This is a genomic window from Gammaproteobacteria bacterium (assembly GCA_019911805.1).
Lineage (GTDB): Bacteria > Pseudomonadota > Gammaproteobacteria > Thiohalobacterales > Thiohalobacteraceae > JAHJQQ01.
In genome coordinates this window covers 1-13711 of the sequence record JAIOJV010000072.1, presented here as the reverse complement: position 1 = coordinate 13711, position 13711 = coordinate 1, and the positions used below count along the sequence as shown (strand labels likewise).

The window sequence follows — 13711 nt, the reverse complement described above, 5'->3', positions numbered from 1 at the left end:
GTTCATCGCCTCCCCTGATAGCGTGGTGCGACACCCGGCGGTTGCGTCTTGAAGCGCCGGTGCGCCCACAGGTACTGCGCCGGCATCTTGCGGATCTCGGCCTCGATGAGGTCGTTGATGCGCTGGGTGTCTGCCACCTCGTCGTCGGTCGGGAAGTCCGCCAGCGCCGGATAGAGCCGCAGGCGATAGCCCGCCGTCCCCGGTAAGCGTTCCTGGAAGAACGGCACCACCCTGGCACCACTGATACGTGCCAGCCGCGCGGTGGCGGTGATGGTCGCGGCGGGGATGCCGAAGAAGGACACGAAGACGCTGTGCTCGGCGCCATAGTTCTGATCGGGGGCGTACCACACCGGCATGTTGGCCTTGAGGCTCCTGAGCAGGCCGCGCATGTCGTCGCGCGGGATGGCCTTCTCGAAATGGCGCTCGCGGGCGCCCTGCATGACGGCCTCGAAGGCGGCGTTCTTGTGGCGGCGATAGAGCACGTGGAAGGGCGCATGCAGCGACAAGAGGCGGCCGCCGATCTCCAGGGTGGTGAAGTGCGCCGACAGCAGGATCACGCCGCGGCCGGCGTCCAGCGCGGCGTGCAGGTGCCCGAGTCCCTCGATGCGGGCCAGCTGGTGCAGCTTGCGGGTCGGTGTCCACCAGCTCATGGCCGTCTCGATCACACCGACGCCCAACGAGCGGAAGTGGTCGCGCAGCAGTGTCCGGCGCACGCTGATGTCGAGGTCCGGGAAGCACAGCCCCAGATTGATGCGGGCGACGCGCCGCCGGCCCGGCATCAGGTGATAGGCAAGCCGGCCCAAGGCCCGGCCCAGCGCCATCTGCAGCGGAAACGGCAGTTGCGCGGCCAGCCAGCCCAGTGCCATGCCGACATGCACCGGCCAGTAGCGGGGTGACCACAGCGAAGGATGGGCAGGGGCGGTTTCTGTCACAGCGGGTTTCCGGCTCCGGCAGCACAGTTTACCCATTGCCGCGGTGCGCTCCCAGTGTTGCCGGACAATGTGCTCTTCACCACAAAGGACACGAAGGACACGAAGAAAAACGCCTGGTCAGTGTGTTTCGAGGCCCGACGGTCGATCGGTCAGACGGATACGCCGATGGGTGAATCGGCCAGGGGTTCCAAGAATACGGCTTTCCCTTCGTGTCCGTTGTGTCCTTTGTGGTTGACGGGGTTTCCGCGCCACCAGGGGCACCGTGGTATGATTCGCCCCGGATTTCCCGGGGTGCACGGCCGGCGCATGAAACTACACATACCCGCCTTCGAGAAGGCGCATGTCCTGGTGGTCGGCGATGTGATGCTCGACCGTTACTGGTACGGGGCCACCTCGCGCATCTCGCCGGAGGCACCGGTGCCGGTGGTGCATGTGCGCCAGAACGAGGAACGGCCCGGCGGCGCCGGCAACGTCGCGCTGAACATCGCGGCGCTGCAGGCCGGCAGCACGGTCATCGCCCTGACCGGCGACGATGAACCCGCCGACAGCCTCGTACGCTGTCTCGAGGCCGCCGGTGTACGCTGCCGCTTGCAGCGCCTGGCCGGCGTCCCGACCGTCACCAAACTGCGCATCATCAGCCGTCAGCAGCAGCTCATCCGGCTGGACTTCGAGGACGGTTTCGAGGACTTCGATACCGCCACTTTGCTGCAGGAGTACCGTACGGCACTGGCCGGCTGCGGCGTGGTGGTGATCTCCGACTACGGCAAGGGCACCCTCAAGCCGCTGCGCGAACTCATCGATACCGCCCGCGCCGCGGGCACGCCGGTGCTGATCGACCCCAAGGGCACCGACTTCGCGGCCTATGCCGGCGCGAGCCTGATCACACCCAACCTGAGCGAATTCGAGGCCGTCGTCGGCCCCTGCCGCAGTGAGGCGGAGCTGGTCGGGAAGGGACTGGAGTTGCTCCGTCGCCACGACCTCGGCGCGCTGCTGGTGACGCGTGGTGAACACGGCATGACGCTGCTGCGTCCCGGTCAGCCGGAGCTGCACCTGCCGGCGCAGGCGCGTGAGGTGTTCGACGTGACCGGTGCCGGCGATACCGTGGTGGCCGTGCTGGCCGCCGCCCTGGCCGCGGGCGAAGGGTTGGCCGAGGCCACCGCGCTCGCCAACATCGCCGCCGGCATCGTCGTGGCCAAGCTCGGCACCGCGACCGCCTCGGTCCCCGAGATCCGCCGCGCCCTGGCCGGCCGCCGAAAGGCGGGCAACGGCGTGCTGAGTGAGGAGCAATTGCTGATTGCGGTCGAGGAGGCGCGTGCCCAGGGCGAGCGCCTCGTCATGACCAACGGCTGCTTCGACATCCTGCACGCCGGCCATGTGGGCTATCTCGCCGCGGCCCGGCAGCTCGGTGACCGGCTGATCGTCGCCGTCAACGACGACGGGTCCGTGCGCCGCCTGAAGGGTGCGGGCCGGCCGCTCAATCCCGTCGACCGGCGCATGACGGTACTGGCCGCGCTGGAGAGTGTCGACTGGGTGGTACCGTTCTCAGAAGATACGCCCGAGCGGCTGATCTGCGCCGTCCGGCCCCAGGTGCTGGTCAAGGGCGGCGACTACCGCCCCGACCAGATCGCCGGCCACGACTGCGTCACGGCCGCCGGCGGCGAGGTCAAAGTGCTCGGCTTCGAAGAGGGCGTATCGACCACCCGCCTCATCGAAGCGATCCGCGCGCAGGACGACAGTGGTTGAAATTCTCGTTTAACCACGAAGGACACAACGGACACGAAGAAAACATATCAACGAATGCTGAACGAAGAATTTGCTCTCCCTTGAAGGGAGAGGGAATCCGTCACCTCACATTCATTGGGTTACCTTCGTGTCCGTTGTGTCCTTTGTGGTAAAAAAACAGCCATTCAGAAGGACGCATAGCATGATCATCGTCACCGGCGGGGCCGGCTTCATCGGCTCGAACATCGTCAAGGCGCTGAATGAGCGCGGGCACACGGACATCCTGGTCGTCGACAATCTCAGCAATGGGGTGAAGTTCAAGAACCTCGCCGACTGCGAGATCGCCGATTACATGGACAAGGAGGATTTCATCGCCCGGGTGCAGGCCGACCGCGAGGTCGGCGGTCCTATGCGCACCAGGGTCGAGGCGGTGTTCCACGAAGGCGCCTGCTCGTCCACCACGGAGTGGGACGGGCGTTACATGATGCGCAACAACTATGAATACTCCAAGGCGCTGCTGCACTGGTGCCTGACACGCAAGGCCGCGTACATCTACGCCTCGTCGGCCTCGGTGTACGGCGCCGGGCGCGTGTTCAAGGAGATTCAGGCGCACGAGGCACCGTTGAACGTCTACGGCTATTCCAAGTGTCTGTTCGATCAGTATGTGCGCCGCGTCCTGCCGAAGGCCGAGAGCCAGATCGTCGGTTTCCGTTATTTCAATGTCTATGGTCCGCGCGAACAGCATAAGGGCGGCATGGCCAGCGTCGCCTTCCATCTGAACGACCAGGTGCAGGACACCGGCAAGGTGAAGCTGTTCGAGGGCTGTGACGGTTACGGCAACGGCGAGCAGCGCCGTGACTTCATCTACGTCGGCGATGCGGTGGACGTGAATCTATGGTTTCTCGACCATCCCGATACCTCCGGTATCTTCAACGTCGGTACCGGCCGCAGCCAGCCCTTCAACGACATCGCCCGCGCCGTCATTGCCTGGCACGGGCGCGGCGAACTCGAGTACATCCCGTTCCCGGACCACCTGCGCGGCCGCTACCAGAGCTTCACCGAGGCCGACATCTCAGCCCTGCGCGGCGCCGGCTACGACAAGCCCTTCAAGACCGTCGAGGAGGGTGTGGAGCTGTACCTGGAATGGCTGAACAACGGCAATGGGGAGATTTGATGGTTTAACCACAAAGGACACGAAGGACGCCAAGTAAATCTTCGGCGAAAACCGATCAACAGTCATACATTGACGAGAAGGTTGCGGTTCTGAATTGATCGGAATTTGCTTGGTATCCTTCGTATCCTTGATGGTTCAACCACAAAGGACACGAAGGACACGAAGTAGATCCTCGGCGAAAACCGATCAACAGTCACATATTGGCGAGAAGGTTGTGGTTCTGAATTGATCGGAATTTGCTTGGTGTCCTTCGTATCCTTGATGGTTCAACCACAAAGGACACGAAGTACACGAAGTAGATCCTCGGCGAAAACCGATCAACAGTCACACATTGGCGAGACGGTTGTGGTTTTGAATTGATTGGAATTTACTTGGTGCCCTTCGTGTCCTTGGTGGTTCAACCACGAAGGACACAAAATAGATCCTCGGTGAAAACCGCTCAACAGTCATACGTTGACGAGAAGGTCGCGGTTCTGAATTGATCGGGATTTACTTGGTGTCCTTCGTGTCCTTGGTGGTTCAACCACGAAGGACGCAAAATAGATCCTCGGTGAAAACCGATCAACAGTCACACGTTGACGAGATGGTCGTGGTTTTGAATTGATCGGGATTTACTTGGTGTCCTTCGTGTCCTTTGTGGTTAAACCATCCGCGCCCATCAAGACGGATCGACGCCTTGCGTATTATCTATAGTCTCATCCTCTATCTACTGACGCCGTTCGCGCTGCTGCGCCTGTTGTGGCGCGGGCTGCGTGCGCACGGCTATTGGCAGCGCTGGGGCGAGCGCTTCGGGTTTGCGCCCGTGAACCAGGGGGCGGCGCCGATCTGGGTGCATGCGGTGTCGGTGGGCGAGGTGCAGGCCGCGGTACCGCTGTTACGCGTCCTGCTGAAGCGCTATCCGACCGTGCCGGTGCTGGTGACCACCACCACGCCCACCGGTTCCGAGCAGCTGCGCAGCGTGTTCGAGGGCCGCGTTCAGCATGCCTATATGCCCTACGACCTCCCCGATGCCGTCGCGCGCTTCTTGAACCGGACGCGGCCACGGCTGGCACTGATCATGGAGACCGAGATCTGGCCGAACCTGTATCACGCCTGTGCACGCCGCGGCATCCCGGTGCTGCTGGTGAACGCGCGCCTGTCGGCGCGTTCAGCAGCCGGTTATGGGCGCCTGCGAAGGCTCACAGCGGCGACCCTGGAATGCCTGCAGGGGGTCGCCGCACAGGGTCGCGCGGATGCCGACCGGCTGATCGGCCTGGGCGCGCCGCCGCAACGCGTACGCGTCACGGGTAGTATCAAGTTCGACATGAAGATCCCCGCCAGCCTGACCGAGCAGGCTGCGGCGCTGCGTCGTGACTGGGGCCTGCAGCGGCCGGTGTGGATCGCCGCCAGCACCCACGAGGGCGAGGACGAGGACGTGCTGGATGCGCACCGCGGCGTGCGCGAGCACTTCCCGGATGCACTGCTGGTGCTGGTACCGCGTCATCCGGAGCGCTTCGCGCGCGTCGCCGCGCTGTGCCGGGAGCAGGGCTGGGAGACCGTGCTGCGCAGCACCCAGGCGCCGATGCCGGCGGCTGCCGAGGTGTTCGTCGGTGACAGTATGGGTGAGCTGCTGCTGTTCTTTGCTGCCTCCGATGTGGCCTTCATCGGCGGCAGCCTGATCCCGCACGGCGGCCACAATCCACTGGAGGCCTCGGCCCAGCGCGTGCCGGTGCTGTTCGGACCGCATATGTTCAATTTTGAACAGATCGCGGAACTGCTGTTGGAGGCCGGTGCGGCCCGCGAGGTCGGTGACAGCGGTCAACTCGCCGACAGCGTCGCGCACTGGCTGGCCGACCCCACTGCCCGCATCACGGCCGGCGAGCGCGGCGCCGCCGTGGTCGAGGCCAACAAGGGTGCCCGCGACGCCGTGCTGGCGATGGTGACGGAGGCGCTGGGGGATGAAGGGGTTGAAGCAAAAAATTAACCACTAAGGACACGAAGGCGCACAAAGGAAAACCTTATTCAATGCAAGATCGTGAATTTCTTCGCCTCATGATGAAGAAGGGGGTTCATTTTTTACATTTGTTGGTGGTTTTTCTTTGTGCGCCTTCGTGTCCTTAGTGGTGAAAATCATCTTTTCGCCACTCACCGGATCAACGCCGACAACGCCTTGAACTGCGGGTCGGCGGCGTCGCGCAGCCATTCGAACAGCACCGACTCGGTATTGGTGACGATCACGCCGGCCTGGCGCAGGCGCGCGAGGGCGTTGGCGTGGTTGGCCTCGGTGCGCGAGCACACGCCATCCTCCACGACGAACACCTGCAGTCCGCGGGCGCGCAGGTCGAGTGCGGTCTGCAGCACGCATACATGCGCCTCCATGCCGCAGAGTATCCACTGGGTGCGGCCGTCCGCGCAGGCCGCGGCGTCGAAGCCCGTGGCGTCACAACAGGAGAAGGCGGTCTTTTCCAGGCAGTGCGCTGCGCCTGCCAGACGCTCCGCGAGCACCGCTTCGGTGGGGCCGAGTCCGCGTGGATACTGTTCGGTGTGCAGGATGGGGATATCGAGCGCCTGGGCGGCCTCGATGAGAATGCCGGCGTTGCGCAGCACGGCAGCGCGGGCCTCGGCCGGCATGGCGCCGGTCAGGCGTGTCTGCACGTCGATGACCAGCAGCGCCGAGTCTTCGCGCCGGCAGAGGGAGAGGTGCGCTGCGGAATCAAATTCCATGGTGTGGCTCGACAGATCGGGTGGAGCGAGGGTGAGTGGCGAAAAGATAATTTTTACCACTAAGGACACGAAGGCGCACAAAGGAAAACCACCAACAAATGTAAAAAGATAAACCCCCCTTCCTCATCAAAAGGTGGGGAATTTGCGATTTTGCATTGAATAGAGGGTTTCCTTTGTGCGCCTTCGTGTCCTTAGTGGTTAAATTCTGGCTTCAACCCCTTCATCCCCCAGCGCCTCCGCCACCATCGCCAGCACGGCGTCGCGGGCACCCTAGTGGTAAAAATTATCTTTTCGCCACTCACTGAACCCGCACCGACAAAGGGAAAAGACGCGGGCGGTTCCGTTATTGCGCCGTTGCCACGGTCTGCTCCAGCCAGCCGGTCATGGCCTCGAGGTCAGCGGGTGCCAGCGTGCCGGCCGCCTGCTTGAGGCGCAGGCTGTTGAGCAGATAGTCGTAGCGCGTCTGGGAGAGGTTCAGCTCCGCCAGCGTCAGTGCACGCTGGGCGTCGAGGACGTCGACGATGGTGCGGGTGCCGACCTCGAAGCCGGTCTCCGCGGCCTCCAGCGCCGTCGTACTGGAGGTGCGCGCCTGCTCGGCCGCGCGCACCTCGCTGATGCCGGTGACCACGCCGCGGTAGGCATCGCGGGTCTGGCGTTCGATGGCGCGCTGGGTGACGTCGAGCTGTTCGCGCGCCTCGTCGAAGCGGAAGCGTGCCTCGCGGGTACGTGAGTTCACGGCCCCGCCCTGATACAGCGGCACCGCCAGCTGCAGGCCGATGCTGCCGTCGTTGCGTTCCAGCGGGAAGACGCCGCCGAAGTTACTCTCCTGATAGGTGTAGCTGGCGTTGGCATCGAGTGTCGGGTAATGGCCGGAACGGGCGATCTCGATCTGCTGGCGCGCGGCCTCGGAACCGGCGCGGGCGGCGGCGAGGCTGGGGTTCTGCTGCAGCGCCGTATCCACCCAGTTCTGCTGTGCCTGCGGTTCGGGCGCGACCAGCCTGAAATCGGTGTCGCGGACGGGATCGAGGTTCTCCCGCGGCTCGCCGATGATCTCGCGCAACTGCTCGCGGGTGGAATCCAGCTGGTTCTGGGCACGGATCTCGTCGGCGACCGTCGTGTCGTAGCGGGCCTGCGCCTCCTGCACGTCGGTGATCGCTGACAGGCCCACCTCGAAGCGCTGTTGCGCCTGCTCCAACTGGCGGCCGATGGATTCCTTTTCCTTGCCCGCCAGACGCACCAGGTCCTGCGCGGCCAGCACCGCGAAGTAGCGCTCGGCGGTGCGCACCATGAGGTCCTGCTCGGCCGCGCCGAACTGGGCCTGGGCCTGGGTGACCAGGCTGTCGGCCTGGTCCAGCGCCACCCAGCGGTCCCAACGGAACACCGGCTGGGTGAGGTTCAGGCCGTAGCTCTGGTTGGTGGAGAAGGTCGTGTCGGTTTCGCCGGGCAGCGGGTTGCGTTTTTCATAACTGTTGCGCGACACGTCGCCGCTCAGGCCGATGATCGGCAACAGCCCGGCACGGCTCTGCGGCCTGACCTCCAGCGTGGCGTCGCGCGCGGCGGCGGCCGCGCGCAGCGTCGGATCGCGCTCCTGGGCGAGCTGGTAGATCTCGTACAGCGAGTCGGCCTGTGCCGCACCGCTCAGGCCGGCACAGGTCAATGCGGCGATCAGTGCAACGAGGGGTCTCGGGGCAATCTTCATGGGGCGTACCGTCCGTAACAGGTTGGTGATACCGCGATGCCGGCGCGCCTGCGCACGCCCGAGCGGTAGTTTACAGGAGTGAGGCGTGAGGTGTGAGGTGTGAGGAGTAAAACCCTCGTATGGCCACGGAAGCACACGGAAAAACACGGAAAAGGGCTATTACAAAATCCCAGCAAGTAAACTGCGCGGTTGCTATCTGGGCTCTTGCATTCATAACTTTCCGTGTTTTTCCGTGTGCTTCCGTGGCCAAAATGGGTTTGTCTTTTGCGCCTCACGCCTAACGCCTAACGCCTAACGCCTAACGCCTAACGCCTAACGCCTCACTCAATACGTCGGCATCTCCGGATCGACGTCCCGCGCCCAGGCGGCGACGCCGCCGCTGAGGTTGACTACGTTGGTGAAGCCGAGTTCGGTCTCCAGGAAGCGTGCGACCGCGAAACTGCGGACGCCGTGGTGGCAGATCACAATGGTCTCGCGGTCGGGGTCGAGCTGGCTGGCCTCGCTGCGCACATTGCCCATGGGCATGAGCTGCGAGCCTTCGATGCGGCAGTAGCGGAATTCCCAGGGCTCACGCACATCCAGCAGCAGCGGCGGATGCGGGGTCTCGCGCAGGTGGTCGTTGAGTGCGCTCGCCGAGATCTGGCGCACGGGTCAGAACCGGAACCGCACCGGTTCCGGTGCGTTGAGCAGCGGCGGTATGGCGGTATCGAGCAGGCTTTCGGTTGCCCACTGATCGCGGGCGACGCGGGTGATCAGCAGGGCCTCCATGATGGGCGGCCGGCCGACGATGACGAACAGCCGGCCACCGATGGCCAGACTGTGGTGAAAACCTTCGTGCAACACCGGCAGCGAGCCGGTGACCGCGATGGCATCGAACGCCTGCCCGGTCCAGCCGGCGGCGGCATCCCCCGCCTCGAGATCGATATTGGTGATTCCCTGGTCGGCCAGCTTGCGCGCGGCGGCGTCTTGGAAGTCTGCGAAGATGTCCACGCTGACCACCTGCGCGGCCAGGCGCGCAAGGCAGGCCGTGAGGTAGGCGCTGCCGGTGCCGATCTCCAGTACCCGGTCAGCGGGGCGCAGGGCGAGTGCCTGCAGCAGCCGGCCCTCCAGCTTGGGCGGCATCATATATTGGTTGTGCCCCAGCGGGATGCTGAAATCCGAGAAGGCCAGCGTCGTCCGGTAACGCTCCGGAACGAAGTCCTCGCGCGGGGTGGCGGTGAGCACGTCCAGGACGCGCTGATCGAGTACGTCCCAGGGCCGGATCTGCTGTTCGATCATGTTGTAACGCGCACGCTCCAGATCCTCCTGTGCGTCGTTCAGGGATACCGCCGTACCGGTCATGCCTACGCCCTCCACCGCCGTGAACGCGGTTCGATTGTCCAGAAACCCTCGTTGGCCATGGAAACACCCGAAGAGTACCGAAATACGGGCCGTAGAAAGCGTCGGCGCAGCAATGCGCCGGACTGTGCAGGGGTAGCCAGACTGCACTTCCAGGACCCTGTGGGACTATGCTTTATCTGTATGCTTCCGTGGCAACTGCAGCTTTTTGGGATTATTTCGTTGCCCCGCCGACTTCGATCCGGCGCGGGGTGTGGCCAGAGGCCTGTCGGCCGTGGGCGATCGTAGCGAGCCGGGTGGGAGGGCGAGAGCATTTTTCGATCCTTCGAGGAGAATAGCCGTAGCTATCTGACGAGCAGGATCGGGAAAACGGACTGCTGTCCTACCGGTGCGTTAGATCGGTCCCACGGCCGACAGGCTCCTAGCGTACGGAGTTTGCCGGTGGCGGGCAAGCCTCGCGTCCGGCGGGTTTGTGGCGCCAAATCCCCGGTTGATCAAGAGGTTCAGGCAATTCGAGGAATGGCCGTGGCTTGCATTACCCGGGCCCATCCGATACCTTCGCGCCATCGGCTGGGGGTGCCTCCTGCGCTGCTTCATGCACAGCGATTGAGGGAGGCTGAGAGATACACCCTTCGAACCTGATCTTGGTTAACACCAGCGCAGGGAAGCCTGTCCCGTATCGCAGTCTTCCCCGTCATCTTTACTTCTTATCCGTCCCGCACGCGGGGCAGGGGGCAGGCTCATGAGTGCGATACCCGACGAGTTCATCCGCAAGACCGCCCAGTTGTCCGAGGAGGTCACGCGCCCCTTCGCCAACTCCAGGAAGATCTATGTCCAGGGCTCGCGCCCGGACATCCGCGTCGGCATGCGCGAGGTCGTGCAAGCGCCGACCCAGACCAGTGCCGCGCCGGAAGAGAACCCGCCGATCGTCGTCTACGACACCTCGGGTCCCTACACCGACCCGAGCGCGCACATCGACCTGCGCAAGGGCCTGGCCCCGCTGCGCGAGGCCTGGATCCTGGAGCGTGGCGATACCGAGCAGCTCGACGGCCCGAGCTCCGAGTACGGTCGCATGCACCATGACGACCCCAGGCTCGCCCACCTGCGCTTCGAGCATCTGCGCAAGCCGCGCCGCGCCCGCAGCGTGGCGGGGGTGGGGCTGAACGTCACGCAGATGCACTATGCCCGCCAGGGCATCATCACCCCGGAGATGGAATACGTCGCCATCCGCGAGACGCTGCGCCTCGACGAGCTGCGCCAGGACCCGCGCTACGCCAGGCTGCTACGTCAGCACCGTGGGCAGAGCTTCGGCGCCAGCATCCCCGAGCAGATCACCCCCGAGTTCGTGCGCAGCGAGATCGCCCGTGGCCGCGCCATCATCCCGGCCAATATCAATCACCCGGAGCTGGAACCGATGATCATCGGTCGCAACTTCCTGGTGAAGATCAACACCAACATCGGTAACTCGGCCGTGACCTCGTCCATCGAGGAGGAGGTCGAGAAGATGGTCTGGTCGGCGCGCTGGGGTGGTGACACTCTGATGGACCTGTCCACCGGCAAGAACATCCACGAGACGCGCGAATGGATCCTGCGCAACGCCCCCATGCCCATCGGCACGGTGCCCATCTACCAGGCCCTGGAGAAGGTCGACGGCAAGGCCGAGGAACTGACCTGGGAGATGTTCCGCGACACCCTCATCGAGCAGGCCGAGCAGGGCGTGGACTATTTCACCATCCATGCCGGTGTACGCCTGAAGTACGTGCCGCTCACCGCCGACCGGGTCACCGGCATCGTCTCGCGCGGTGGTTCGATCATGGCCAAATGGTGCCTGGCGCATCACCAGGAGAGTTTCCTCTACACCCATTTCGAGGAAATCTGCGCGATCATGAAGGCCTACGACGTGAGCTTCTCGCTCGGTGACGGCCTGCGCCCCGGCTGCATCGCCGATGCCAATGATGCCGCCCAGTTCGGCGAACTGGAGACACTCGGCGAACTCACGCAGATCGCCTGGAAGCACGACGTGCAGGTGATGATCGAAGGCCCCGGCCACGTCCCCATGCAGCTCATCAAGGAGAACATGGAGAAGCAGCTGGCCGACTGCGACGAGGCACCGTTCTACACGCTCGGGCCACTGGTCACCGACATCGCGCCCGGCTACGACCACATCACCTCCGGCATCGGCGCCGCACAGATCGGCTGGTATGGCACCGCCATGCTCTGCTATGTCACGCCGAAGGAGCACCTCGGCCTGCCCAACAAGCAGGACGTGCGCGACGGCATCATCACCTACAAGCTCGCCGCGCACGCCGCCGATCTCGCCAAGGGCCATCCTGGCGCGCAGATCCGCGACAATGCACTGTCCAAGGCACGCTTCGAGTTCCGCTGGGAGGACCAGTTCAATTTAGGGCTGGATCCCGAGAAGGCGCGTTCCATGCACGACGAGACCATGCCCAAGGAGGCGCACAAGGTCGCGCACTTCTGCTCCATGTGCGGCCCCAACTTCTGCTCCATGAAGATCTCTCAGGACGTGCGCGACTACGCCGCCAGCCAGGGCATCAGCGCGGACGAGGCGCTGCAGAAGGGCATGGAGGAAAAGGCACTGGAGTTCAAGCAGGCGGGTGCGCAGATCTACAAAGAGGTGTGAGTTGCGCCTCGACGCGGCGTGCCTGCAGCGGAGCCTGCGGGTTCTGTGCACTCCCACTGCAGGGGCCGGGTCCGCAACGAGCTGAACCTGCCGGGCCCGCCGGCGCGGGCGGACCCGGTTAGCGGGCGGTGCTAGCGACGCGAACCGCCACTGCGCAGGTGACGGCCGAAGATCCCCATGAACTGCAGTGCCTCCTGGTTGCCCGGCTGGGACATGAGGCGCCACAGGCCGCCCAGACCGCCCTTGGGCGGGGGTTGCTGTTCGAACTCCCTGGAACTTTCCACCAGGGCTTCGCCGAAACGCACCAGCACGCTCTGTACTTCCTCGCGCAACAGCAGATCCATGACCCGGGTGAGGGCATCGTTGCGGGTCAGCCGGTCCATGAGGAATATCGCTTCCCCGGCCACCGCCGCCAGCCGGCTGATCATCTCGTCGTTGACGGCATCCTCCATGGACCCGAGCACCCGGGCGAGATGCACGATGCGCTCCAGATCGCCATGTTCCACCAACTGCGTGATGGCGGGCAGGGCCCGCACCACGCCGCTGCGGTTGACCCGGTCCAGCAGGTCCATGCTGTCGCTGGCGGTGGCGGCCAGGCGCCCCACCATGTCGTCGGACAGGGCGTCGTCAGCGGCGCCCAGGACCCGGGCGAGCTGCACGATGCGGTCCAGGTCCCCATTCTCCACCAACTGCGTGATGGCCGGCAGGGCCTCGCCCACGCCGCTGCGGTTGACCCGGTCCAGCAGGTCCATGCCGCCGCCGACGGTGGCCGACAGGCGCCCGACCATGTCGTCGTTGAGGGCGTCGCGGGCGCCTTCCAGCAGGCGTACCAACTCCATGGCCTGATCCGGTGCCGGCGATCCCGCCTTTTCTTCGGGTTGATTCATCAGGTCACCTCCGCTCACAACAACCCACGGGCCGAGGCCCAGTACAGTTGGTTGTAGGCCATCTTGAACCAATGGACCGCCTTGGTGGGGGTCTTGGGATCAGGCGGGTTCTGGTAGTCGAACATGGCGTAGGTGGCCCGGTCCTTGCCGGCCTCGATGAAGCAGAAGACCTTGCCATCGTAGTTCCGCACGGGGATCCCGATCTTGACCAGGGCGGCGATATTCTCCGCCAGGGTGTCGGCCTCGAAGTGGGCGGTCGAGCCGGCCTTGCTGATCGGCAGGTTGGTGGTGTCGCCCAGCACGAATACGTTCTCGCGACCTTCCATGTTGAGGCGGTGCCGGTCGGTGGGGATCCAGCCGCTTTTACCCAGGCCGTTCTTTTCGATCACTTCCATACCCTTGTGGGCCGGGATGGTGATGAGCAGGTCGTAGTTGCATTCCGTGCCTTCCTCGCTGTGCAGCACCTTGTTCTTAGAGGTGGACCCCATCGGTTGGACAGTGACTGGACGATGATAAGTGCTTTCCTCCATCATGAGCAACAGGCTCTGGAGAGAAGCGATGAGACGAAAGAGACGTACCCATTCACCTGAATTCAAGTCCAAGGTGGCCCTG

10 protein-coding genes, 1 pseudogene and 1 riboswitch are annotated in these 13711 nt (G+C 64.2%); of the genes and pseudogenes, 4 read left to right on the top strand and 7 right to left on the bottom strand.

The genetic code is table 11. The features are described from left to right. Nucleotides 1-2: 2 nt before the first annotated feature. Nucleotides 3-968, bottom strand: coding sequence for an LpxL/LpxP family Kdo(2)-lipid IV(A) lauroyl/palmitoleoyl acyltransferase (lpxL, locus tag K8I04_07745; protein ID MBZ0071602.1), 966 nt, complete (start codon nucleotides 966-968; stop codon nucleotides 3-5). 270 nt (nucleotides 969-1238) lie between these two features. Between lpxL and hldE the strand changes: the two genes are divergently transcribed. From hldE to waaA, 3 genes are all read left to right on the top strand, one after another. Then, on the top strand, nucleotides 1239-2675 hold the full coding sequence (gene hldE / locus K8I04_07740; GenBank protein MBZ0071601.1) for a bifunctional D-glycero-beta-D-manno-heptose-7-phosphate kinase/D-glycero-beta-D-manno-heptose 1-phosphate adenylyltransferase HldE: 1437 nt from the start codon (nucleotides 1239-1241) through the stop codon (nucleotides 2673-2675). Between the two features lie 181 nt (nucleotides 2676-2856). Further along, a complete protein-coding gene (gene rfaD / locus K8I04_07735) occupies nucleotides 2857-3828 on the top strand; it encodes an ADP-glyceromanno-heptose 6-epimerase (GenBank protein MBZ0071600.1) in 972 nt (323 codons plus the stop codon). A gap of 676 nt (nucleotides 3829-4504) precedes the next feature. Continuing rightward, a complete protein-coding gene (gene waaA / locus K8I04_07730; GenBank protein ID MBZ0071599.1) occupies nucleotides 4505-5791 on the top strand; it encodes a lipid IV(A) 3-deoxy-D-manno-octulosonic acid transferase in 1287 nt (428 codons plus the stop codon). A 161-nt stretch (nucleotides 5792-5952) separates the two neighbouring features. On the opposite strand, the gene K8I04_07725 is transcribed toward waaA, so the two are convergent. From K8I04_07725 to K8I04_07710, 4 genes are all read right to left on the bottom strand, one after another. Then, the gene (locus tag K8I04_07725) at nucleotides 5953-6531 is read right to left on the bottom strand and encodes a hydrolase (GenBank protein MBZ0071598.1); all 579 of its coding nucleotides are present in this window, start codon (nucleotides 6529-6531) and stop codon (nucleotides 5953-5955) included. A 343-nt stretch (nucleotides 6532-6874) separates the two neighbouring features. Then, nucleotides 6875-8230, bottom strand: a complete 1356-nt coding sequence (locus tag K8I04_07720; GenBank protein ID MBZ0071597.1) for a TolC family outer membrane protein — start codon at nucleotides 8228-8230, stop codon at nucleotides 6875-6877. Nucleotides 8231-8554: 324 nt separating this feature from the next. Next, complete coding sequence (locus tag K8I04_07715; protein MBZ0071596.1) at nucleotides 8555-8878, bottom strand: sulfurtransferase; 324 nt, start codon at nucleotides 8876-8878, stop codon at nucleotides 8555-8557. A 3-nt stretch (nucleotides 8879-8881) separates the two neighbouring features. Beyond that, on the bottom strand, nucleotides 8882-9571 hold the full coding sequence (locus tag K8I04_07710; GenBank protein MBZ0071595.1) for a protein-L-isoaspartate O-methyltransferase: 690 nt from the start codon (nucleotides 9569-9571) through the stop codon (nucleotides 8882-8884). Nucleotides 9572-10130: 559 nt separating this feature from the next. Then, nucleotides 10131-10251: riboswitch (TPP riboswitch) on the top strand. A 59-nt stretch (nucleotides 10252-10310) separates the two neighbouring features. On the opposite strand from K8I04_07710, the gene thiC reads away from it, so the two are divergent. Beyond that, on the top strand, nucleotides 10311-12212 hold the full coding sequence (gene thiC / locus K8I04_07705; GenBank protein MBZ0071594.1) for a phosphomethylpyrimidine synthase ThiC: 1902 nt from the start codon (nucleotides 10311-10313) through the stop codon (nucleotides 12210-12212). Nucleotides 12213-12343: 131 nt separating this feature from the next. On the opposite strand, the gene K8I04_07700 is transcribed toward thiC, so the two are convergent. Next, a complete protein-coding gene (locus K8I04_07700) occupies nucleotides 12344-12964 on the bottom strand; it encodes a hypothetical protein (protein ID MBZ0071593.1) in 621 nt (206 codons plus the stop codon). Nucleotides 12965-13113: 149 nt separating this feature from the next. Continuing rightward, nucleotides 13114-13572: pseudogene (locus tag K8I04_07695) on the bottom strand (NAD(P)/FAD-dependent oxidoreductase). Nucleotides 13573-13711: the final 139 nt, after the last annotated feature.